Source organism: uncultured Acetobacteroides sp. (assembly GCF_963667355.2).
In the GTDB taxonomy this organism is placed as follows: domain Bacteria; phylum Bacteroidota; class Bacteroidia; order Bacteroidales; family ZOR0009; genus Acetobacteroides.
Genome location: NZ_OY763328.2, coordinates 1,060,533 through 1,083,460 on the forward strand (window position 1 = coordinate 1,060,533; position 22,928 = coordinate 1,083,460).

At 48.2% G+C, this 22,928-nt stretch carries 22 protein-coding genes; 6 read left to right on the forward strand and 16 right to left on the reverse strand.

Going from position 1 to position 22,928, the window contains the following annotated elements:
* Positions 1–36: 36 nt before the first annotated feature.
* Together ACHZA1_RS04380 and ACHZA1_RS04385 are read right to left on the reverse strand one after the other, a co-directional pair.
* Complete coding sequence (locus ACHZA1_RS04380) at positions 37–609, reverse strand: nitroreductase family protein (protein ID WP_320054021.1); 573 nt, start codon at positions 607–609, stop codon at positions 37–39.
* A gap of 78 nt (positions 610–687) precedes the next feature.
* Positions 688–1,263: a superoxide dismutase gene (locus ACHZA1_RS04385; protein ID WP_320054022.1), complete on the reverse strand. Its 576-nt coding sequence runs from the start codon at positions 1,261–1,263 to the stop codon at positions 688–690.
* 704 nt (positions 1,264–1,967) lie between these two features.
* Between ACHZA1_RS04385 and ACHZA1_RS04390 the strand changes: the two genes are divergently transcribed.
* Positions 1,968–2,387: a 6-carboxytetrahydropterin synthase gene (locus tag ACHZA1_RS04390; RefSeq protein WP_320054023.1), complete on the forward strand. Its 420-nt coding sequence runs from the start codon at positions 1,968–1,970 to the stop codon at positions 2,385–2,387.
* 12 nt (positions 2,388–2,399) lie between these two features.
* On the forward strand, positions 2,400–3,026 hold the full coding sequence (gene folE, locus ACHZA1_RS04395) for a GTP cyclohydrolase I FolE (RefSeq protein ID WP_320054024.1): 627 nt from the start codon (positions 2,400–2,402) through the stop codon (positions 3,024–3,026).
* A gap of 76 nt (positions 3,027–3,102) precedes the next feature.
* On the opposite strand, the gene ACHZA1_RS04400 is transcribed toward folE, so the two are convergent.
* The 5 genes from ACHZA1_RS04400 to ACHZA1_RS04420 are packed head-to-tail and all read right to left on the reverse strand — an operon-like array spanning position 3,103 to position 6,458.
* A complete protein-coding gene (locus tag ACHZA1_RS04400) occupies positions 3,103–3,561 on the reverse strand; it encodes a hypothetical protein (protein WP_320054025.1) in 459 nt (152 codons plus the stop codon).
* Between the two features lie 3 nt (positions 3,562–3,564).
* Entirely contained in the window at positions 3,565–4,014 is a 450-nt protein-coding gene (locus ACHZA1_RS04405) for a hypothetical protein (protein ID WP_320054026.1), read from the reverse strand.
* Between the two features lie 49 nt (positions 4,015–4,063).
* A complete protein-coding gene (locus tag ACHZA1_RS04410) occupies positions 4,064–4,612 on the reverse strand; it encodes an RNA polymerase sigma factor (protein WP_320054027.1) in 549 nt (182 codons plus the stop codon).
* Between the two features lie 16 nt (positions 4,613–4,628).
* Positions 4,629–5,582, reverse strand: coding sequence for a transketolase C-terminal domain-containing protein (locus ACHZA1_RS04415; RefSeq protein WP_320054028.1), 954 nt, complete (start codon positions 5,580–5,582; stop codon positions 4,629–4,631).
* Between the two features lie 30 nt (positions 5,583–5,612).
* Positions 5,613–6,458, reverse strand: coding sequence for a transketolase (locus tag ACHZA1_RS04420; protein WP_320054029.1), 846 nt, complete (start codon positions 6,456–6,458; stop codon positions 5,613–5,615).
* Positions 6,459–6,658: 200 nt separating this feature from the next.
* On the opposite strand from ACHZA1_RS04420, the gene ychF reads away from it, so the two are divergent.
* Positions 6,659–7,759 (forward strand): redox-regulated ATPase YchF, encoded by a 1,101-nt coding sequence (ychF, locus tag ACHZA1_RS04425; RefSeq protein WP_320054030.1) that lies wholly within the window; start codon positions 6,659–6,661, stop codon positions 7,757–7,759.
* A gap of 39 nt (positions 7,760–7,798) precedes the next feature.
* Positions 7,799–9,427, forward strand: a complete 1,629-nt coding sequence (locus ACHZA1_RS04430) for an alkaline phosphatase family protein (RefSeq protein WP_320054031.1) — start codon at positions 7,799–7,801, stop codon at positions 9,425–9,427.
* Between the two features lie 789 nt (positions 9,428–10,216).
* Here the strand turns inward: ACHZA1_RS04430 and ACHZA1_RS04435 are convergent.
* The 6 genes from ACHZA1_RS04435 to mutY all read right to left on the reverse strand — a co-directional run bounded on the left by ACHZA1_RS04435 (position 10,217) and on the right by mutY (position 15,277).
* Positions 10,217–10,969, reverse strand: a complete 753-nt coding sequence (locus ACHZA1_RS04435) for a geranylgeranylglyceryl/heptaprenylglyceryl phosphate synthase (RefSeq protein WP_320054032.1) — start codon at positions 10,967–10,969, stop codon at positions 10,217–10,219.
* Positions 10,956–11,603 (reverse strand): 4'-phosphopantetheinyl transferase superfamily protein, encoded by a 648-nt coding sequence (locus tag ACHZA1_RS04440; RefSeq protein WP_320054033.1) that lies wholly within the window; start codon positions 11,601–11,603, stop codon positions 10,956–10,958. The genes ACHZA1_RS04435 and ACHZA1_RS04440 overlap by 14 nt, the downstream gene beginning before the upstream one ends.
* 1 nt (position 11,604) lies before the next feature.
* The gene (gene gldD, locus ACHZA1_RS04445) at positions 11,605–12,201 is read right to left on the reverse strand and encodes a gliding motility lipoprotein GldD (RefSeq protein ID WP_320054034.1); all 597 of its coding nucleotides are present in this window, start codon (positions 12,199–12,201) and stop codon (positions 11,605–11,607) included.
* Entirely contained in the window at positions 12,188–13,525 is a 1,338-nt protein-coding gene (gene gldE / locus ACHZA1_RS04450; protein WP_320054035.1) for a gliding motility-associated protein GldE, read from the reverse strand. Before gldE ends, gldD begins: the two co-directional genes overlap by 14 nt.
* Before the next feature lie 193 nt (positions 13,526–13,718).
* On the reverse strand, positions 13,719–14,153 hold the full coding sequence (locus ACHZA1_RS04455) for a single-stranded DNA-binding protein (protein ID WP_320054036.1): 435 nt from the start codon (positions 14,151–14,153) through the stop codon (positions 13,719–13,721).
* A 47-nt stretch (positions 14,154–14,200) separates the two neighbouring features.
* Positions 14,201–15,277, reverse strand: a complete 1,077-nt coding sequence (mutY, locus tag ACHZA1_RS04460; protein ID WP_320054037.1) for an A/G-specific adenine glycosylase — start codon at positions 15,275–15,277, stop codon at positions 14,201–14,203.
* A 136-nt stretch (positions 15,278–15,413) separates the two neighbouring features.
* On the opposite strand from mutY, the gene ACHZA1_RS04465 reads away from it, so the two are divergent.
* Together ACHZA1_RS04465 and ACHZA1_RS04470 are read left to right on the forward strand one after the other, a co-directional pair.
* Positions 15,414–15,707: an HU family DNA-binding protein gene (locus ACHZA1_RS04465; RefSeq protein ID WP_320054038.1), complete on the forward strand. Its 294-nt coding sequence runs from the start codon at positions 15,414–15,416 to the stop codon at positions 15,705–15,707.
* Positions 15,708–15,918: 211 nt separating this feature from the next.
* Positions 15,919–17,505, forward strand: coding sequence for an Rne/Rng family ribonuclease (locus ACHZA1_RS04470; protein ID WP_320054039.1), 1,587 nt, complete (start codon positions 15,919–15,921; stop codon positions 17,503–17,505).
* 81 nt (positions 17,506–17,586) lie between these two features.
* Here the strand turns inward: ACHZA1_RS04470 and ACHZA1_RS04475 are convergent, their stop codons facing one another.
* The 3 genes from ACHZA1_RS04475 to purL all read right to left on the reverse strand — a co-directional run bounded on the left by ACHZA1_RS04475 (position 17,587) and on the right by purL (position 22,738).
* Entirely contained in the window at positions 17,587–18,213 is a 627-nt protein-coding gene (locus tag ACHZA1_RS04475; protein WP_320054040.1) for a LysE family transporter, read from the reverse strand.
* A gap of 243 nt (positions 18,214–18,456) precedes the next feature.
* Positions 18,457–18,900 (reverse strand): MoaF N-terminal domain-containing protein, encoded by a 444-nt coding sequence (locus ACHZA1_RS04480; protein ID WP_320054041.1) that lies wholly within the window; start codon positions 18,898–18,900, stop codon positions 18,457–18,459.
* 148 nt (positions 18,901–19,048) lie between these two features.
* A complete protein-coding gene (gene purL / locus ACHZA1_RS04485; RefSeq protein WP_320054042.1) occupies positions 19,049–22,738 on the reverse strand; it encodes a phosphoribosylformylglycinamidine synthase in 3,690 nt (1,229 codons plus the stop codon).
* Positions 22,739–22,928 lie beyond the last annotated feature (190 nt).

Sequence of the window (22,928 nt, forward strand, 5' to 3'; positions counted from 1 at the left end):
AAAAAAGGGAGTCCTTCAGGGCTCCCTTTTCTTATGCTATAGGTTAATCAAAACCTCCTTCAGCGTTCGTTTAGGTACGTGGTGATGCTGCTCGGCGTCGCGCCAGTACTTGATGTCGCCGTCTTCGCCCATATCGTCGACAACCACCTCCTCTTTGGGCTTTCCGAGGGCAAGGACAAGGGCTACCTTCAGATGCTCGGGTAGATTGAGGATCTGTGCCAGCTCGGCCTTCTTTACCGAAGCAATGATGCATCCGCCCAACCCGTTTTCTACAGCCCCTAGAAGTATGCTCTGGCTAGCGATACCCTGATCGTGCACCATCCCCTGCCCTAGCGATGTATCTTCCAGAATCACGATGTAGGCGCTGGGGCGTTCGCCAACAACCGGACCATCCCACTCCTTAAGGTAACCAGCCCAGGCAAGGGTTGGATATATCTTGGCGTTAAGCGCCCTGTCGTTCGAAATAAAATACTTTAGCGGCTGCAGGTTGCGCCCGCTGGGCGACATTCGTCCCAGATCAACCAGATCAACCAGTACCTCGCGACTCACCGGCACCTCTTCGTGGAAGCGGCGGTAGCTTCTATTCTTATAAACTAGCTCCTTAACCATGACTACAGTTGTTGTATTACATTCACGAAAAATCCCTGCATAGACCTATGCAGGGATTACGAATATACGGTTTACTTCCTAATATCTATCCGAAATGACATCCCAATCGAGGATATTCCAAAAGTTGGATACGTAGTCGGGACGGCGGTTTTGGTAGTCGAGGTAGTAGGCGTGCTCCCAAACATCGCAGGTGAGGATTGGCTTCTTGCCCTTGCGAAGTGGCGTTCCGGCATTCGGCTCAGGAACGATATCCAGCGAGCCATCATCGTTCTTCACCAGCCAGGTCCATCCCGAGCCAAACAGCCCTACAGACGCCTTGGTAAACTCCTCCTTAAGCTTATCGAACGAGCCAAACTGGCGGTCGATTGCCTTTGCCAGCTCGCCCTTTGGATGGGTGCAAGGCTTAGGCGAAAACTGGTTGAAGTAAAAGGTATGGTTCCACACCTGCGCGGCGTTATTGAAGATTGGCCCCTCGGCTTCGCGAATAATGGTTTCGAGATCGGCATCCTCGAACTTGGTTCCCGGAACAAGGTTATTCAGGTTGTTCACGTAGGCTTGATGGTGCTTGCCGTAGTGGAACTCAATGGTACGATCGCTAATGCTTGGGTTTAGCGCGCTAACCTCGTAGGGTAGTTTTGGCAGTTCAAATTTCATCGTTATAAGATTTTAAGTTTTTTACGCTGTTACCAAAGATAAGATCAAAAGCGGTTAGATGCAAAGTTGCTGTTCCGAATTATCCACAACGCCAGCCTCCGTGTTCTTCGACTTTATCTTCGATTATTTGAGCACAAAACAGCGGCTGGGTGGAAATGTTCACCCGAAAAATTCGCAAAAGCCAGCTTTGCGCGATATTTTTTTGCAACACAAACAGGCGCAGCGCATTTCGCGGCACACTTTTTTTTCGGTGAAGGCACCTCCGCGGCTTGAAAAGGCCGCCTCTTCGACAACAAGCGCGCGCCCTCAAGATGAGGATGGGCGTTTCTGGCAAAAGCACCAATCCTCAAGCTGAGGATGATACATATCTACCAAAGCCTTTAAAACTCAACCTGAGGATTTGCCTATTCGCACAAAAGCGTCAATCCTCAGCCTGAGGATGCAACCCCATCACCAAAACCATAAAAACTCAGGTTGAGTTTTTGCCTTATTTTAAAGAAACCATATAAATGCAATCGGAGGATGCTGCTCCATTGCCGACAATCATCGACCCTCAGCTAGAAACTGAAAGTCCTTTACAGACAAACAGGAATTCCATCCCAAACCGGGAGCTGCTGAACCCATCAACATTAATATTGTTGTACTGTTGCCTAAAACGGGCAAAAGAATTAACATTACACCCCAAATCCAAAACCACCAAGCGTATGCCAACAGCATTCTTAACGCGCAGGGAGCTATTCAACGCCGCGCATCGGCTCCACCAACCGGGGCTTAGCGACGAAGCAAATTTTGAGCTTTACGGAAAGTGCAGCAACCCCAACTGGCATGGGCACAACTACACGCTCTGGGTAACGGTAAAGGGCGAGGTAGACCCTCAAATAGGCTACGTGGCGAACCTGAAGGAGATCAGCAAAATCATCAGGGAGGAAGTAACGGAAAAGATCGACCACAAGAACCTCAACCTAGAGGTCGACTTTATGAGGGGCATCATCCCCTCCACCGAAAACCTGGCCATTGCCATTTGGAAGCAGCTCGAGCCGCACATCAAGGCGCTGGGAATCGAGCTGCACTGCGTCAAAATTGAGGAAACTGAGAACAATTCTGCCGAGTTTTACGGCTTCTAACAAATAACCAAAATGAACGATTTCGATAACGGCACCATTCGGGGATACGAGAAGGAGGAGAAGTACAACTCCGAGGTTACGCAGCAGCTGATGGAGCACTACAGTGCAATTCTTTCGCTTTTGGGCGAGGATACCGAGCGCGAAGGGCTCATAAAAACACCGGAGAGGGTTGCCAAAGCCATGCAATTCCTCACCCACGGCTACTACCTCGACCCAAAGGAAATCCTCAACTCCGCCAAGTTCAAGGAGGACTACCAGCAGATGGTACTGGTAAAGGACATCGAGCTCTACTCGATGTGCGAGCACCACATGATCCCCTTTTACGGGAAGGCTCACGTAGCCTACATCCCCAACGGCTACATCACCGGGCTCAGCAAGGTTGCCCGAGTGGTGGAGGCCTACGCGCGCAGGCTGCAGGTGCAGGAGCGCCTTACCGTTCAAATCCGCGACTGCATCCAGGAAACGCTCAAGCCGCTAGGCGTGGCGGTTGTCATCGAGGCTTCGCACATGTGCATGCAGATGCGCGGCGTTCAGAAGCAGAACTCGGTAACCACCACCTCGGCGTTTACCGGCGCCTTCCTCTCCAACAGCAAGACGCGCGAGGAGTTTATCCACCTCATTGGTCTAAAGCTGCACTAGGCAACTGCACCATACAAAAAAGAAAACGGGAAGCGAAGCGCTTCCCGTTTTCGTATTCACAAAAACTACTGTACAATTATCTACGATTCGCGTTAATTCTAATTTGTTGCAGCAAAAACCGCTTGTAATCCTCCTCTACCACAAAAAGCTGAGCCACCTTTTTATCCGGAAGGATGTTCTTAAACTTAGCAACATAGGTCTCAAGCAATGCTGCCTCACTCTTGGATATCTCCATCAACCTGTCTAAAGACTCATCAACCTCCTTCGTTGACATCTTATGTAAGTTCCGTGCAAATTGGTTATGGATTGCCTTCCGCTGCTCAAACAGGTCATCCTTTTGCTCTTGGTACTCGTTATACACGGGCCAGAAAACTTCTGCCTCGTCGGAGTTCAGGTTAAGCTTTTGAGTGAAAAAAGCAACCTTCTTTGCCTTAATCTTATCTTCCTTTACACCAGATCTTGCGCTTGTCGAAGTCGCGCTAAACACCATCAATACAGAAAGCGTACCTATGCTTATTGCTTTAAGTAAATTCATCCTTTAATTATTATACAACTCTTCTTCAACAGCAGCAGTTTCAATCTGCTGATCGACTAGATAGTCTATTATCTTGTTGGATTCCCTCTTTAAGGCCTTCTTCGAAACCACCTTCTTCTCGCTGTTAAGCTCGCTTAGCAGATCCTGCTCGTTAAACTCTCCCGAATTGTACGAAACATACTCGTAGTAGTCGTTAGGCTGAACAACAGCCTCATCCGCATACTTGTTATAGCGATAGCCGGTATAAGCAACAGCGCCAAAAAACAGCACCCCTATTGTTATTCCCATTTGATGCTTAAATAAGTGGAAGTAGTCGATTGATGGCTTTGAGGCCTTTCCTTCAGCAATTCTATTTTGAATTTCTGAAGGAAGGCCTTCAAAATAGCCATCAGGAACGGCAAATGGGCTTTGCGCCTTCATTTTTTCCGTTACCCTGTTTCCTTTAAATTCCATAGCAATTGATTCGTTTCACTTTTCTTTGACTACAGAAATAGCCAAAGGTTTAATCGGACTCTAAGAAATTTTCGATTTTTTTTGCGGCAAGGTGGTAGGATGCCTTTAGAGCCCCCACTGATGTTCCTAGAATTTTAGACATCTCCTCGTAGGAGAGCTCATCGAAATACCGGAGGTTGAAGACGACTCGCTGCTTTTCGGGAAGGGTTAGCAGCGCCTTTTGGAGCTTAAGCTCCGCCTCGTCGCCATTGAAGTAAGGGTCGGTTTCGAGCGTGTTGGCCAGCTGGGCCTCTACGTCAACTAGGGGTAAAAAAAAACGAGTGCGCTTCCTCTTTAAAAAGGTAAGCGCCTCGTTTGTCGCAATGCGGTATAACCAGGTAAACAGCTGCGAGTCCTCCCTGAAATTTTCAAGGCCACTCCATGCCTTTACAAAGGTGTTCTGAACTATATCATTGGCATCATCGTGGTCGATAACAAGCTTCCGAACATGCAAATAAACCTTCTCCTGATACTTTTGCACTATCAGGCGAAACGCAAAATTCTTTGTCTCTTCTTTTTGGAATTGAGATAAAAGCTCGCTATCCGTGTATGCTACCATTAAACTTATAGGCGTATTACTTACGGCCCAATACTCGCTTCACAGCCTCAACCACATCAGGAGTATCCAAGTGGAATTTCTTCATCAGCTGATCGGCAGTTCCGCTCTCACCAAACTTATCGTTTACCGCAACAAACTCCATTGGGGTAGGTAAATTCTGCGATAGAACCTGTGCAACGCTCTCGCCTAGGCCGCCGCTAATCACGTGCTCCTCGGCAACAACTACAGCACCAGTTTTCTTAGCAGACTCAATAATAGCATTGGCATCCAAAGGTTTTATCGTATGGATGTTGATTAGCTCTACGCTGATGCCTTCGTTCTCTAGAACTTCGGCGGCTTGAATTGCAGTCCACACAAGGTGACCTGTTGCAATAAGGGTTACATCCTTGCCCGGATTCAACGTTACGGCCTTACCGATTTCAAACTTTTGATCGGCAGGAGTAAAGTTTGGAACAACAGGGCGACCAAAACGAAGGTAAACAGGACCTACGTGCTTTGCAGCAGCAAGGGTTGCCGCCTTTGTTTGGTTATAGTCGCAGGGATTGATAACTACCATATTGGGCAGCATCTTCATCAACCCTATATCCTCCATAATTTGGTGGGTTGCGCCATCCTCGCCAAGGGTAATGCCAGCATGCGATGCGGCAATCTTAACGTTGGTCTTCGAATAACAAACCGACTGACGAAGTTGGTTGTACACATGCCCCGAGGCAAATGCGGCAAAGGTTCCGGCAAAAGGAATCTTACCAGCAACGGCCAAACCTGCGGCCATACCAATCATGTTGGTTTCGGCAATACCGGTTTGAATAAAGCGATCGGGATGCTTTGCTACAAAGTTGTCCATTTTAAGCGATCCGATAAGGTCGGCACAAAGGGCAACAACATTAGGATTTTCATCGCCTAGTATATCTAGAGCAGCACCAAACCCCGAACGGGTATCCTTGCTGCCTGTATTTTCGAATTTATTCATCTCTAAATAATCTTAAGGTAAGTTGATCGATTAGTAGTCTCCTAAAGTTTCCTCGAGTTGAGCAAGCGCCTTTTGGGTTTGCTCGGCATTAGGAGCCTTCCCGTGCCATGCATGGGTTCCCATCATAAAGTCGACACCAAAGCCCATCTCTGTCTTCATGAGGATAACAATTGGCTTACCATTCCCGGTCATTGCCTTTGCCTTTTCAAGCGTTTCAGCAACCTCTTCCATAACGTTTCCGTTCATGGTTAGTACCTCCCAACCAAATGCGCGCCACTTAGCGGCTAGGTCGCCAAGCGAGAGCACCTGATCAACTGGTCCATCAATCTGCTTGCCGTTGTAGTCTACCGTTGCAATGATGTTATCAACCTTCTTTGCCCCTGCAAACATGGCAGCTTCCCAAATCTGACCTTCCTGAAGTTCGCCATCGCCATGAAGGGTAAATACGATCGACTTATCCCCATTCATCTTTTTGGCAAGCGCGGAGCCTATGGCAATAGAGAGCCCCTGTCCTAGAGAACCTGATGCAACACGAACTCCTGGAATACCTTTATCGGGCGTTGGATGCCCTTGAAGGCGAGAACCGAGCATACGGAAGGTGCCCAACTCCTCGATTCCAAAATATCCACTACGGGCAAGCACGCTGTACCAAAGTGCAGACAAGTGCCCATTCGACAAGTAGAACATATCTTGCCCATCGCCGTTGTAGCTGAATTTTTCGGGGTTATTCTTAAGAACATTCTTGTAAAGTGCCGTCATAAAATCAGCACATCCTAAAGAACCGCCGGGGTGCCCAGAATTTGCTCCAGAAATCATTCGGATAAGGTCCCTTCGAACCTGAGAAGCCATCTGCTTTAGCTCTGCTATTTCTGCCATGAAGACCTAAATTAGAGTGAGATAAAAATTTGATAATGTTAATTTATCGGCGGCAAAGTTAACCGAATACGGTATAAGTACCAGCTAATGTTTTGTAATTTTCCCCTTAATAAGGTGTTTTAAACTATAGGGAAAGAGGGTACTATATTTTTTCCGCTAAATTTGCGCCTCGTTAATCTAAACTATTACGTTAATATCCAATGGCATTACAATGTGGTATTGTAGGGCTTCCTAATGTTGGGAAATCGACCCTCTTCAACTGCCTTTCGAACGCAAAAGCACAGGCAGCTAACTTCCCATTCTGTACTATCGAACCCAACGTGGGCGTTATTACAGTACCTGATGAGCGACTCATAAAGCTTGCCGACATCGACAAGCCCCTAAAAATAGTTCCTGCAACCGTTGAAATCGTTGACATTGCAGGCTTAGTAAAAGGCGCCAGCAAGGGCGAAGGCCTTGGCAACAAGTTCTTGGCCAACATCCGCGACACCGATGCCATCATCCATGTGCTTCGCTGCTTCGACGACGAGAACGTAACCCACGTGGATGGCTCCGTAAACCCGGTTAGGGATAAGGAGATTATCGATGCGGAGCTGCAGCTGAAGGACCTCGAAACCGTTGAGGGCCGCATCAGCCGCGTTGAGAAGATGGCCAAGACCGGCAACGACAAAAGCGCTAAGAAGCTTTACGAAATTCTACTTGAGTACAAGGCGCTGCTGCAAAGCGGCCGCTCGGCCCGCGAGCTAGAGCTCGACGAAGTGGGCAACGCTCTTTGCTACGACCTTCACCTGCTTACCGTAAAGCCTGTTCTGTACGTATGCAACGTCGATGAGGCTAGCGCGGTTAACGGAAACCAATACGTGGAGATGGTTCGCGAGGCGGTTAAGAACGAGGGTGCCCAAATCCTAGTTGTTGCTGCAAAGACCGAGGCCGACATCGCCGAGTTGGACACCTACGAGGAGCGCCAGATGTTCCTTGAGGAGGTTGGCCTGCACGAATCGGGCGTATCGCGCCTCATCAAGTCGGCCTACGCGCTGCTTAACCTGGAGACCTACTTCACCACTGGCAAAACCGAATGCCGCGCATGGACCTACCACAAGGGCTCCAAGGCTCCACAAGCCGCAGGCGTAATCCACACCGACTTCGAAAAGGGGTTCATCCGTGCAGAAGTTATTAAGTATGCCGACTACATTGCGATGGGCTCGGAGGCCGCCGTTAAGGAAGCCGGCAAGCTGGCGGTTGAGGGGAAAGAGTACGTTGTTCAAGACGGCGACATCATGCACTTCCGCTTCAACGTGTAGGCTTAAGGAGATATTTTACCGTCTTTAATGACAATCAAAATGTATAAGATTTCAGTAGCAGCGGCATCGATGCTTATCGCATCGTGCGCCTTTGGACAAGGACGAGCCATTCCCTCCGAGAAGCCCAAACTGATCGTTGAGATAGTGGTTACCCAAATGCGCTACGACTATCTTCAGCGGTACCACGACAACTTCTCGGATAACGGGTTTAGGGTACTTCTCGAAGAGGGGGCTGTTTGCAAGAACGCCAAGTACAGCTACAGCTTCACGCAGTCGGCCCCAGGGCTGGCAACCATTGCTACCGGCACCAACCCCTCTACGCACGGCGTTGTGGGCGATATGTGGTACATCCCGCTTACCGACCAGAACGTGAAGGCCGTTCAGGATTCGAAGGCCGAAGGCGTGGGCGGATTTGGCGAGCTGGGCAAGGTGTCGCCGCGCAACCTGCTGGCCGGCACGCTGGCCGACGAGATCAAGATGGCCAACAAGAATTCGAAGGTGATTGGCGTTGCCCTAGAGCCCACCTCGGCGGTGTTCCTGGCAGGCCATAGCGCCGATGCGGCCTACTGGTTCGACCCTTCGATGGGGAAGTTCATGACCAGCAGCTACTACATGCCATCGCTGCCCAAGTGGGTCGACGAGTTCAACCAAAAGAAGTTCCCCGATATCTACATCTACAACAAGTGGGGACTCACCAAGCCGCTGAGCAAGTATATAAGCTCGAAGGATAACTTCGACACCACCGCCAAGCCGCTGCTCACCAATCCGGACAACGGTCTGGGCGGCATGCTGAAGTCCAAATCGCGCCCTACCTACGAGAAGCTGATGGACACGCCCTACGGCAACAACCTCACCAAGGATTTTGCCATTGCGGCCATCGTCAACGAGGGGCTAGGCAAGGATGAGGCCACCGACCTGCTCACCATCACCCTCGATGCCAACAAGCACATCGGCCAGAAGTACGGGCCCACCTCCATGGAGATGGAGGATACCTACTACCGCCTCGACGAGGATATCGCGCACCTGATCAAGTTCCTCGCCGACAACATCGGCAAGCAGAACGTGCTCGTGGTGCTCACCTCCGACAACGGCGTGGCCAACGCGCCCAAGTTCATCCAAAAGGAGAAGATTCCTGCAGGCTACTTCGAGCTCAACCGCAGCCTGATGCTGCTGAAGATCTTCCTGAACGCCACCTACGGCCGCGGCGATTGGGTGAAGGCCTACCACCAGAAGCAAATCTACCTCAACCATACGCTGATTGAGGACTCCAAGATCAACCTGGGCGAGATGCAGGCCAAGGTGGCCAACTTCCTGAAGCAGTTTACGGGCGTGGCGCAGGCCATCCCGGCATCGGTGCTGGAGTACACCAGCTTCACCGACGGCATCATGCAGAAGATGCAGAACTCCTTCTACGCGCAGCGCTCGGGCGACGTGGTGATCAACCTGCAGCCCGGCTGGATCGACACCGACGAGGTGGCCACCTCGTCCAACTCGCCCTACAGCTACGACACCCACGTGCCGCTGATCTGGTACGGATGGAAGATCAAGCGCGAGAGCATCTCGAGCAAGGTCGACCCTACGGACATCGCCCCTACGATTGCCAACCTGCTCGACATCTCGTGGTCGAATGCCGCCTCGGGCGAGCCCATCAACGAGCTAGCTCAATAGCATACCGCTACCATACTATAGGAGTCCCCCAGCAGATGTTTCTACTGGGGGATTTTCGTTTAGCTCCGCTAGGCGTTGCGGCCCTTCGCTCATAGCCGTCAGGCTAAGAAAAAAGCAATTCTGTAAATTGAATGCTCTAGTACGACCCGTACCGGGTCGGTATGGCGGCCAAGCCTTTTCTACAAACCTTAAATCCCGCTGGGATTTTTCAGAAAAAAGCATAATGCCAGAGGCATTAAAGGTTTGTAGATAGATCATCCTCCCAGCACCACGACTCCGTAGGAGTCGAATATTTTGAACTTCCCCTTAGCCTTACGGCTAATGCGTCCTCCCTACGCTTGGTTCAGCACGGCCTCCAACCGTATGCAGTGCTCATCCATCGGCGGTCGACCATTTACCAGTTGTTCGGAAGTACACATCAGCTTATTGATGCCCATTTCCAGATACCCGAAAGTGGGCATCAGCTTATTGATGCCCACTTACCAGATGCCCGAGAGTGCACATCAACCTATTGATGTCGATTTCCAGATGTCCGAAAGCGTACATCAACCTATTGATGCCGATTTCCAGATACCCGAAAATGGGCATCAGTTTATTGATGCCCTCTTACCAGATGCCCGAGAGTGCACATCAACCTATTGATATCGATTTCCAAATAACCGAAAGTAGGCATCAGCTTATTGATGCCCACTTACCAGATGCCCGGAAGTGCACATCAACCTATTGATGTCGATTTCCAGATAACCGAAAGTGGACATCAGCTTATTGATGCCCATAAAAAAAGGAGCCCTAGCGCTCCTCCTCTCTAATTCTTTTGCTTACGATATCGGCAAAGCGATCGATCAGCCCCGCATCCTCCTCGAAGGCGGTGCCCACCACCACCACGTCGGCGCCACCATCGAGCACCTCGCGGAGGCTCTCCTCTGTTCGGATGCCACCCCCCACAATCACCGGAAGGCTCACGTGCTGCTTCACCATCGCGATGGTCTCCTTCGGAACGTGGTTTAGCGCACCGCTACCAGCCTCGAGGTAGATCATCCGAAAGCCCAGCAGCTGGGCCGCTGCCGCAGTGGCAAGCGCAATGTCGGACTTGCTGGCCGGGATGGGCATGGTGTTGCTCATGTACTCCACCGAGGTGGCTCGTCCACCATCAATAAGAATGTAGGCGGTGGGGATAACCTCTATGCCGCTTTTCATGATGGGGATGGCAGCATGCACCTGGTTACCGATCAGAAATTCGGGGTTGCGCCCCGAGAGGAGCGACAGAAACAGGATGGCATCGGCCGAGGGCGTAAAGTGCGACGATAGCCCGGGGAACAGCACCACCGGCTTACCGCACCCCCTCTTTAGCGCCTCAACAATCTCCTCGACGCTCGAAAAGATGAGGCTTCCGCCCACCAGCACCAGGTCCACCTTCGAGCGGGCAATCTTACTGATGAGGGCCTCCCTCCTATTGGCATCGCCCACCTTGTCGGGGTCAACCAGCAGCGCCAGCATCGGGCGCCGCCTTATCGTGCGCTGCATATCGCTAAACACCTTCATACTTCCCCCAAGCTATAACGTGATTATCTATAACCGTAAACTTAAACATTCCAGCGGCCCTTAGCGGATTGAACCTCACCTCCACCTCGCCAGCCGTAAAGGTCTCGTTGGCCTCCACCCTGGTGATCACCACATCGCGGATAAAGTCGACATCGGTACAGTCAGCCGCCTTAAAGGCAGCCTCCTTGGCGCACCATATAATAGGTAGATAAAGGCTCTCCTCGAACCCGCTAGCGGTGAAGATGGCAGCCTCGTCGTCGGATGCAAACTTGTGCCGAATGGTGGTGTACTTCCGGTTGATGCTCTCCACATCTACCCCAATATGGTTGGCCCCACCAATAGTTATGGCCGCATAGGCATCGGCGTGCGATATGGAAATATACGCGCCATCGCCTCCTAAAGATGGGCGACCAGCGGCGCTATACGTAATCGTTGCCTTATGCCCGAAGACCTTGTTGGCAAGCGCCCGAACCGTCAGCCACTGCCGCTTGCGCGACTCAGCCCTAAACGCTTCGTACTGCACCTGCTCATCCGGGGTAAGCGCTGCGCTTTTCAGCAGAATAGGCAGCTCCTCCTCGATCTTCCAAAGGAAAACCGACAGCCGCTCATCCCTGCTGATAAAGGTTACCGCCATGCTACCTTCTCCATCTAAAGGTGTCCACCAACCGAACGATGTCCTTCCTAAAGTAGGCAACAACGGGAGCGAGCGAGTCCTTATTCGGACGAGTGTAGAAGTAGAGGGCTCCGCGCACAAAATTCTTGGTGCTGTCGGTTAGGTAGAACTGCAGGGCGCTAGCGGCATTGCCCTCAATGTCGTAGAGCGTCCCGTACACCTTGCGCTCGGGAGCGCTGTAGCCGGTTTCGAGGATGGCATCAGCCTTAATCGTGTGCTTGTACACAAAGGCGTGCACATCCTCCAGCAGGGTTGGCAGGTCGTTGTTGATTTTCTTGTAGCTAAGATGAAGCACCGCCTTGTACCCCCTGAAGCTAACGTTCACCCAGTAGGGTTCAGCACCAGCCTCCCTATCGGGAGCAACCTTGGCGTACTTCGGATAATCAAAGCTGTAGGGAAACCCCGCCGAATCGAAGAGCGTGTACGACTTCTTGGGTAGGGCAATTCTGAAATACCCCCTAGGCTTTGGCGTGTAGTTGCCACCACACGATGCCATAATTAGCGAAACCAACCCTACCGATAGGACCAGGTATAAAAACGAGCGTCTACTCTTCATCATCCTTATGCTGTATTGTAACTTTTACCTTTTTAATTCTTCTCCTTTCAATCGAATCCACCCTAAAGGTGAAATCTCCGAAAGCAAGTTCCTCCCCTTTTTGCAGGAAGTCGCCCTTGATCTCCAGCAGCAATCCGGCCAGCGTTTCCGCCTCGCCCCTTACCTCATCGAAGACATCCTCGGCCTCCTCAAACACCTTGACAAAGTCGTTGAGCAGGGTTTTCCCCTCAAAGAGGTAGGTGTTGCCATCCAGCATCACGTAGTCCTTCTCCTCGTCGAAGTCCGACTCGTCCGATATCTCACCAACAATTTCCTCGAGGATATCCTCCAGCGACACAATCCCGCACGTTCCGCCATACTCATCAACCACCACCGCGAGGTGTATCTTCTTTGCCTGAAACTCTTCCAGCAGGTCGTTGATCTTCTTATTCTCGGGCACAAAGTACGGATTACGGATTAAGGAAGCCCACCCAAAGGTCGATTTTTCGTCGAGGTACGGCAGCAAATCCTTGATGTACAAAATCCCCTTTACGTTATCGAGCGAATCCTCGTAGGCCAGTATTCTGGAGTAGCCAGTTTCAAAAACGGTCTTTCGAAGCGTATCGTAGCTATCCGAGACATCAACACCCACCACATCCAACCTTGGAGTCATAATCTCGCTAGCCTCCGTATTTACAAACTCAACGATACCTTTTAGAATATTTCGGCTCTCCTGCGACTTCGGCTCGGCGATATCGATTGCTTCAGAAAGGTCGTCCATCGATATATTCCGCATCGACCTTCTAAAAAGACGCTTGCTAATCAACGAAGACGAGCTTATGAGCAGATACGATAGCGGCTTAAACAACCTCACAATCACAACGAGCGGCCGAGCCATAAAAAGCACAAACCGAAGGGGACGATGCGCAGCCAATATCCTAGGCATCATCTGCCCGAATAGCAAAAGGACTAAGGTTATTGCTACAATCTGGAATACAAGCCCTGCGGTTGGCTCGCTCCTAAAATCTACGGTAGAATTTATCAGATAACCGGATAGAATAACAATGGCAACATTTACGATACCACTGGCAAATAGAATAGCGCTCAACAGGTAGTCAGACTTAGAGAGCAGCCTTACAGCCACCCCTGCCGACTTTGAGTTCTTCTTGCTGAGCTTATTTTTATCGGAAAGCGATAGGGAGAAGTATGCAACTTCCGATCCGGCAATCAACCCGGAAACAACGATCAGTACTATAATAGTAAGAAGCAGAAAGGCTAATTCAATTGAGAAAGAATGAAAGGTTACATCTAACCCCAAAAACATATTATCCGGGAAACTATCAGCCAAAACGCTCATTTTAGGTTAAACTAGCCGCGACAGTCGCACATAGCAAATATAGTGCAAAATGCATCCAATGCAAAATAGAGGAAGTTGGTAACAGGCTCCAGAGAATAATCGACAAACAGCACCTACTGCCTAAAAACAGAAAGAGGGCATCACCATCACCAGACACCCTCTACTCTTCAACATTAGCTCAGACCTAAAAAGGAAGATCGTCGCTGCCTTCTGCCTCAATTTCTTCAACCTGACTGGCAATAGCCGCCGAGTTTGACTGACCATACGAGTTGTTTTCGCCATGGCCTTCGCCTTCGCGCCTACCAAGAAGCTTCATGGTATCCGCTACAATTTCCGTAACATACTTCTTCACGCCATTAGCATCATCGTAACTGCGAGTACGCAAACGGCCCTCAACGTAAATTTGAGATCCCTTCTTCACGTATTTTTCCACTATTTCGGCCAATCCTCTCCAGGCTACAATATTATGCCATTCAGTAATAGTTTGACGTACACCTTGCTTATCGGTATAGTTTTCACTAGTTGCCATACGGAAATTGGCCACTGGAGTGTTCGAGTCAAAACGCCTCACCTCTGGGTCGGCGCCGACATTTCCTACAAGAATTACTTTATTTATCATAGAGAAATATTGATTACTGGCTCAAATTACAAATAAAACATTTAACATTAATCGTCTTTTTTAAAATATTTTTCGACAGGCTCTGCTGCTAAGAAGTTTTCAATAAGCCGAGATGTAGAGTAATCGTGAACTTTAGACAATTCTATTGCCGAAAAATTCTCTTTCAACAGCTGCGATTCTTCGCTAATTCGGGCAACAACAAAGCGGACAAAAATGCGCTGATGGCTCAGCATGTACTTCTTTGGAACCGAGTAGTACAACACATCCACCCGTTTCCCTTCAAACAGCGTCTGCCATTCTTCGGTTTCTACGATCTCGTCCACCTCCATCTGCCGATCCGTTTCAATAAGCGGAAATTCGTAAAGCGACTTCCATATATCATTCTTTACCCGCTTTGTGATGTAGGTTTGCCCTCCTTTCTGAGGTATTATATAGGTAAAGAATCGCTCCGTCTGCTTTATCTTTTTCGATTTAACCGGATACTGCTCCACCTTTCGATTACGAAACGCACTGCAAATCTCCATCACCGGACAAGAAAGACAATTGGGCTTCCTAGGCATACACACCGTCCCCCCGAAATCCATTATCGCTTGGTTGTACACACCTGGATGCTCCTTGTCAAGCATGTTATCCGCTATCGCTTTTAGCTCTTGCTTTCCTTTTTGTGTGTCAATTGGAGTGTCGACGCCAAATATACGGGCAAATATGCGGTACACATTTCCATCAACAGCCGCCACAGCTTCGCCAAATGCAAAGGCAGCAACCGCAGATGCAGTGTAGTCCCCAACGCCTTTTAGCTTTATCAACTCCTTGTATGTTCTAGGAAATGATCCGTTATGCCTTTCCACAATTTCTTTTGCAGTTACATGCATATTCCGAGCGCGCGTATAGTAGCCTAAACCTTGCCAAACCTTCAGAACCCTATCAATATCTGCTGCTGCCAAGTCGAACACAGTAGGGAAAGCCCTTATAAAGCAAAGATAGTAGTCAATTCCTTGAGCAACGCGGGTTTGCTGCAAAATCACCTCCGACACCCATATATAATAGGGGTTGACAGTCTCCCTCCACGGCAATATTCGCTTATTGGCAGCGTACCATTCAACCAAAACTTGTGAGAATACCATAAGTATCAACTAGAAAAAGCAAAAAAAGCAACCAAAAATAATCCAAATGTGTTTCATTTATAGATATAAATCATATATATTTGCAATCTGAATAAAGCATAACAATTCAAACGATTGATAATTAAAGCTTTTAACCATGACAAAGGCAGATATCGTAAACGAGATTTCGAAAAATACCGGAATTGAGAAAGTAACTGTACAGAAGACAGTTGAAGCATTTATGGATGCGATTAAGGACTCTTTAGTGAAAGACAAAAACGTTTACTTAAGAGGTTTTGGTTCGTTCATCGTTAAGAAGAGAGCTCAAAAGACTGCTCGCAACATTTCGAAGAACACAACCATCATTATTCCTGAACACAACATCCCTTCGTTTAAGCCTGCTAAAAGTTTTACTGGGAAAGTAAAGACAACAGTAAAATCGAGCAAATAGTTAACCTTTTAAATAATCACAATCATGCCAAGCGGTAAAAAAAGGAAGAGACATAAAATGGCTACTCACAAGCGCAAAAAACGCTTAAGAAAAAACAGGCACAAAAAGAAAAAATAGGTGACTGCCATTAACCTAAAAAAGAACATCAAACCTAAAGAGTCTTTTTGATTCTTTAGGTTTGTTTCATTAAACAGGTAAGAAAAGGAGAACAGTGAGTAACGAACTTATTATTGACGTTAGCAAGACAGAGATCAGCATAGCGCAACTCGAAGACAAAAGACTCGTCGAACTTCACACCGAACGCCGCGAAGAAGGGTTTTCGGTTGGTGATATTTACATCGGGAGAGTTCGCAAGCTAATGCCAGGTCTAAATGCGGCTTTTGTTGATGTTGGTTACGACAAGGATGCCTTCCTCCACTATCTTGACCTTGGCCCCCAATTCAGCTCTCTGTCTAAATTTTTGCTCCAGGCAACAGCGCGTAAGCCCAAATCCAACCCTTTCTACTCCATGAAAATGGAGCACGACATCGACAAAAATGGAAAGATATCAGCGCAGCTTACTCCTGGACAGAATATTTTAGTACAGATTGCAAAAGAGCCCATCTCCACCAAAGGGCCTCGTTTAACATCAGAAATATCAATTGCTGGACGCAATATGGTGCTGATGCCATTTTCCGAAAAGATATCCGTATCACAGAAAATAGGTTCGAACGAGGAAAAGAAACGCCTTAAAAAGCTTCTCGAAAGCATCAAGCCTCAGCACTACGGAGTAATTGTCCGCACCGCTGCCGAGGGTAAAAAGGTAGCTGTTCTTGACGCAGAACTTAAGGAGTTAATCCACAGATGGGAATTGGTTTACGAAAAACTACGTACATCCCCGGTACCAGGCTTAGTTCTCAGCGAGATGAACCGCACCACAGCTATCCTCCGCGACGAGCTCAACGGTTCATTCACCAACATCTACGTTAGCGACGATATCGTTTACGAAGATGTCAAAGAATATATCAGCGGCATTGCACCTGATAAAGAAAAAATTGTAAAGCTGTACAAGGGAAACGTTCCTATTTTCGACCAATATGGGGTTTCCAAACAGATAAAGGCATCCTTTGGCAAAACTGTTTCGTTTAAGAGCGGTGCATATCTCATCATCGAGCATACCGAAGCACTTCACGTTATCGACGTCAATAGCGGCAACCGCAGCAAAGTGCTCGACAACCAGGAGTCTAATGCCCTTGAGGTGAACTCTACCGCAGTGCAAGAAATAGCTCGCCAGTTAAGGCTGCGCGACATGGGAGGAATTATCGTTATTGACTTTATCGACATGCATGGCAACGAAAACAAGCAAAAGATTTTCGATAAGATGCGTGAGGCAATGGCCACCGATAGAGCGAAGCACAACATCCTTCCGTTAACCAAGTTCGGGCTTATGCAGATAACCCGACAAAGGGTTCGCCCTGAAATGCACATCACTACAACGGAACAGTGTCCCAGTTGCCAAGGAACCGGTCAAATTAGCCCAGCCATCATTTTCGACACGCAAATCGAGAATCAAATGGCCTACTTTTTAGAGGAGCGCAAGCTTCGATGGATAAAACTAATCGTTCATCCATACATTGCAGCATACCTAAAGCGAGGATTCTATTCCAAACGAATGGAATGGATGTGGAAGTACAAATGCTTCATTAAGATTGCGGAATCGCAATCGTTCTCGTATATGGAGTTTAAGCTATACGATAGATATGGCGATCAAATTACCCAGGAAGGTATAATTGAACTGCAAAAACCGGATGAAGAATAACCTATAACAAAAAACGCCTCTTGCGAGGCGTTTTTTGTTTGAATGAAAGAAAAAATATTAATAATAAAAAAAAAGAAAAAGCTATTTAAAAAGGAGTTCCACAACTGTTGCTATTCCAATTAGCATTACAACACCTCCAGCAATCTTATTAATCCACCAAAGCTGTCGTATACGAAAACGCTTCCTGTACATATTTACAAATGAGGTAAGCGTAAACCACCACACCGAGGCACCAAAAAAAACCCCTCCTAAAACGGCACCTGCACTCATAAAGTTTCCACCATCGGCGACAACATTTACATAAGCAAAAAGTGCAACAAAAAGGAAAATCGCCATTGGATTTGAAACAGTAAGCAAAAATACTGAAACGAAATCTTCAAAGAGACGATTCTTTTGCCTTCGGGTCTTGCGCATTTGCGATATCGGATTGGTCATGAAAATCTTCAAACCAAGTAAGAATATTAAAATTCCTCCCCCAATTTGAAATTCAGTTTTCCACTCCTCAACAAAATCCACTATAAAACTAAGGCTAAACCCTGCTACAGTAGCAAAAAAAGTATCAGCACAAGCAGCCCCCATACCCGAAAAAAAGCCGGAGAGCCGCCCTTTATTTATAGTTCGTTGAACACACAACACGCCAATAGGACCAAGCGGAACGGACGCCAACAACCCAACAATTATCCCTTTTAAGAGTAGCATCACCCCCATGCTCTATGCCTGTTGTAACATGTTTTTCATAGCGGACAAATATCTACAAATCGAGCCACATTAACAAACCACATCAATAGTTTTTAAGACTTGGAATGTTATAATTTCTATACCCTCACGGCCTATATCGAGTAAATACTGTAATCTCGTTGAAAGAAATCACTTACAGAAAAACATCACACCTCAACTGTCCAACAAAAAGGCCAAGACTAAATCTTGGCCTAGCACAAACATCGGGGAAATTTATTTCAAATATTTGATTGTACCGCTTAATGCTTCTTTTTTCTGCTTCACAGGCTTCTTGCCTCTATCAAGATGGTTAACTATTGTATAAACTTTCATTCCTTTTGTATCCAACACCTGGCTTATTACCTCACCTTCCTTGGTAACCCATTCTACAAAATGGATGTTATCCTCAACTAGGAAGTAACTCATATCTTCGAATCCTTCGTCCCGCTCTCCATCAATATTCACGCTTGTCCAAGCGATTGTCGAATCGGATTTAAATGACTCGAAAACGGTATATTCTGGGTATGTTAAACGCAAGCGCTTACCTATGATCCGTGTAGAATCAGAAAAAATATCAGAAGTTGTAACTTCCTTAACAGCGTCTTTCGTGCTTCTTTGTTGTTGACAGGAGATGGTTCCTACAAGAACGACTCCTATAAGCAAATTCAAAAACTTCATCGTTTCAACTTATTTTAAATGCACAACCTTTATTAACCTAATAATGTTGAAAACAAGAGCCTCAAAAAAGCTAAACAGGCGCATTTGCATGCAACAAAAAAGCCCCAACAACTTGCTGGGGCTTTTATAATGGTAAAATCTAAATCTACTAGTGCTTCTTAATCCAATTAAGTGCATTAACAAAAGGCTCTATCCAAGGTGATACCTCTTCGTTTTTGCGAGCCGATGGGTAGTGCGCCCACTGCCAAGGGAAGATTGCACGCTCGAAGTGTGGCATTATTGCTAGATGGCGTCCATCTGCAGAAGCAACACCAGCGGCATTGTACATCGAGCCATTGGGATTGCCAGGGAACTGCTCGTAGCTATACTTGGCAACAATGTTGTAACGACCTTCTTCGTATGGGAAGTTGAACTTACCCTCGCCATGCGCAACCCAAATACCTAAGGTCTGCCCTTCCATCGAGCCAAACAGAACTGAGTTGTTCTTTGGCACATCTATGGTTAAGAAGGACGATTCGTACTTATGGGTATCGTTATGGAGCATCTTATGCTTCTGTTCGTGCTCAGGATAAACCAAACCTAACTCAGCCATTAGCTGACAGCCGTTGCAAACGCCCAAGCTAAGCGTATCCTTACGAGCGTAGAACTTATCTAACGCTTCTTTTGCCTTAGGGTTGTAAAGGAAGGCACCAGCCCAGCCCTTTGCAGAACCAAGTACGTCGGAGTTAGAGAATCCACCTACGAACACGATGAAGTTTACATCTTCGAGTGTCTCACGTCCGGTGATAAGGTCGGTCATGTGAACGTCCTTAACATCGAAACCTGCAAGGTAGAGCGAGTAGGCCATTTCACGATCGCCGTTCGAGCCTTTTTCGCGAATAATGGCAGCCTTTACGCCACTTTGAGTTCTACGCTTAGGATCGATACCAAACTGAGCAAACTTACCCGTGAAATTGGGATTAAATTTGAACTGACGCTCCTGCTTCTTGTAGTTCTCGAAGCGCTCCTTTGCCTTTTGCTCGCCGCTTTGCTTACGATCGAGCAGGTAGGAGGTCTTAAACCACTTATCGCGTAGCGATGGAATATCGAACGAGTAGCTAGCACCATTAACGCTAACCTCAACAGCATTTCCGACAACAGGCGAGCCAACTACAGAGAAACTCAAGCCAGCAGCCTTAAGAGCTGCAGCAACACCATCAACATCGGCAACCTGAATAAGCACCGATGGCTTTTCGCTGAAGAGAACCTTAACGGCATCAGCCTCGCCTAAAGATGAAAGATCAACCTTCAATCCTAGTCCGTTATGCGAGAAGGTCATTTCGAGAAGAGCGGTTAGAAGACCACCAGCAGATATATCATGTCCTGCGAGAATCTTACCCTCTTCAACCAAGTTCTGCAATGTGTTGAACGCGATCTTGAAGTAAGCAGCATCGGCAACGGTTGGCGTATCCTCGCCAAGGCGATTTACCACCTGCGCAAAAGAGCTTCCTCCAAGGCTAAATGCGCTCTTCGAGAAATCAACGTATATCAACGAAGTCTTTGTGTCGTTTTCGAGTGCTGGGCTTACCACCTTGCGGATGTTGGTTACCTCGCCAACAGTAGAGATGATAACGGTTCCAGGCGAGTAAACCACATCGCCATCCTTATACTTTTGGGTCATCGAAAGCGAGTCCTTACCCGTTGGAATGTTTACCCCAAGGGCAACAGAGAAGTCGCTAACTGCCTTTACTGCCTTGTATAGACGTGCATCTTCGCCCTCATTCTTACATGGCCACATCCAGTTTGCGCTGAGCGATACGCCATCAAGTTTTTGCTCAATGGGAGCCCATACAAGGTTGGTAAGCGCTTCGGCAATTGATAGGATAGAACCATTTTCAGGATCGACCATGGCACTTACGGGCGCATGACCTATTGAAGTTGCAATACCACGTTCGCCCTGATAATCCATCGCCACAACACCAAGGTTGTTTAATGGCAATTGAAGCGGACCTGCGCACTGCTGATGGGCAATACGACCAGTAACCGAACGGTCTACCTTATTGGTGAGCCAATCTTTACAAGCCACAGCCTCGAGCTGAAGAACCTGCTCGATGTAGCTCTGGATTTTTGCCTTATCGTAAGTAATCTCGGCGAACTTCTCGACCTTAGCGCTATCGCGCATAAAGGTGCGAGGTGGCTTTCCGAAGAAATGCTCCAGCTTTAAGTCGATTGGCTTTTCGCCGGTTTGCGGATTAACGAACGAAAAGCGCATATCGCCGGTGATCTCACCTACAACGTACATTGGTGCACGCTCGCGATCGGATACGTTCTTAAGCCACTCGGCATCCTTCTCCTTAATAAGAAGTCCCATGCGCTCCTGGCTCTCGTTACCTACAATCTCTTTTGCCGATAGCGTTGGATCGCCAACAGGCAGCTTCGTAATATCTATCTTTCCACCCTTCTCCTCAACCAGCTCCGAAAGCGCGTTAAGGTGACCACCAGCACCGTGGTCGTGGATGGAAACTACTGGATTTTCATCTCTTTCAACAATGGCGCGAATGGCGTTGGCAGCACGCTTCTGCATCTCTGGGTTCGAACGTTGAACGGCATTTAGCTCGATGCTGTTGGCGTACTCGCCGGTGGCAACCGACGAAACAGCGCCACCGCCCATACCGATACGGTAGTTATCGCCACCCATTACCACAACCTTATCGCCAACCTCGGCGTGACCTTTTAGGCTATCAGCCTTCTTGCCCCAGCCAACACCGCCAGCCATCATTATCACCTTGTCGAAGCCAAACTTTTTGGAGTTTTCGAAGTGCTCGAAGGTAAGAACGCTACCGCAGATAAGCGGCTGACCGAACTTGTTACCGAAGTCGCTGGCACCGTTCGATGCCTTAACAAGTATTTCCTCTGGAGTTTGGTAAAGCCACTCGCGGGGTTGAGTTGCCTGCTCCCACTCTCGGTTTTCCTCGCAACGGGGGTACGATGTCATGTAAACGGCAGTTCCGGCAATTGGAAGCGATCCCTTACCTCCTGCAAGACGGTCGCGAATCTCGCCACCAGTACCAGTAGCAGCTCCGTTGAATGGCTCTACGGTTGTTGGGAAGTTGTGGGTCTCCGCCTTAAGCGAGATCACCGTATCGATATCTTTTACCTGAAAGTAGTCGGGCTTATCGTGCGTTGCCGGAGCAAACTGCTCGGCTTTGGGGCCTTCGATAAAGGCTACATTATCCTTGTAGGCCGAAACCAACCTGCCGGGATGCTCCTGCGAGGTGCGCTTGATCCATTGGAACAACGACTTTTCCTGCTCTTCGCCATCGATAACAAAGGTACCGTTGAAGATTTTGTGGCGGCAGTGCTCCGAGTTCACCTGCGAGAAGCCGAACACCTCCGAGTCGGTAAGCTTACGACCGATTTGGCGGCTTACCTCGTTAAGGTATTCCACCTCCTCCTGGCTAAGCGCAAGGCCTTCGCTCTTGTTGAACTCATCGATGTTCTCGATGTACACAATAGGCTCGGGCTGCTTGTTGATGGTAAAGATTTCCTGTCCGGGGTTGGTGTAAAGGCGCTGCAGCATGTGGTCAAACTGCGCATCGGCGCTGGCGGCTTCGAAAAACTCTTCGATACGAAAAATGCCGTCGATTCCCATGTTCTGAGTAATTTCGACGGCATTTGTACTCCAAGGAGTAATCATCTCGCGGCGCGGCCCAACGTAGAAACCGCTCAGCGCGCTTTCTTTTATTGCCGTGGCATCACCAAATAGCCAACAAAGCTTTGCGATATCCTCATCCGAAAGAGGATGCTTTACATCTACTGCGTAGAAAACGGGAGAAGTACCCTTAAAGAAAAGTATCATTGAACCGTAGATTGGAATTATGCGCACAAAGTTAGCAATTTGTAGGAAGGGCTCAACGCTATTTCATCATTCTAAACCAACAAACAGCCACGTTAACTCTTTTTTGATATCACCAATTCCGTTTCGGCAGATGTGAAGCTATGCATTCGTCATTTTGATGGCGTAACTTGTGCTGGTTCAACAAAAAAAT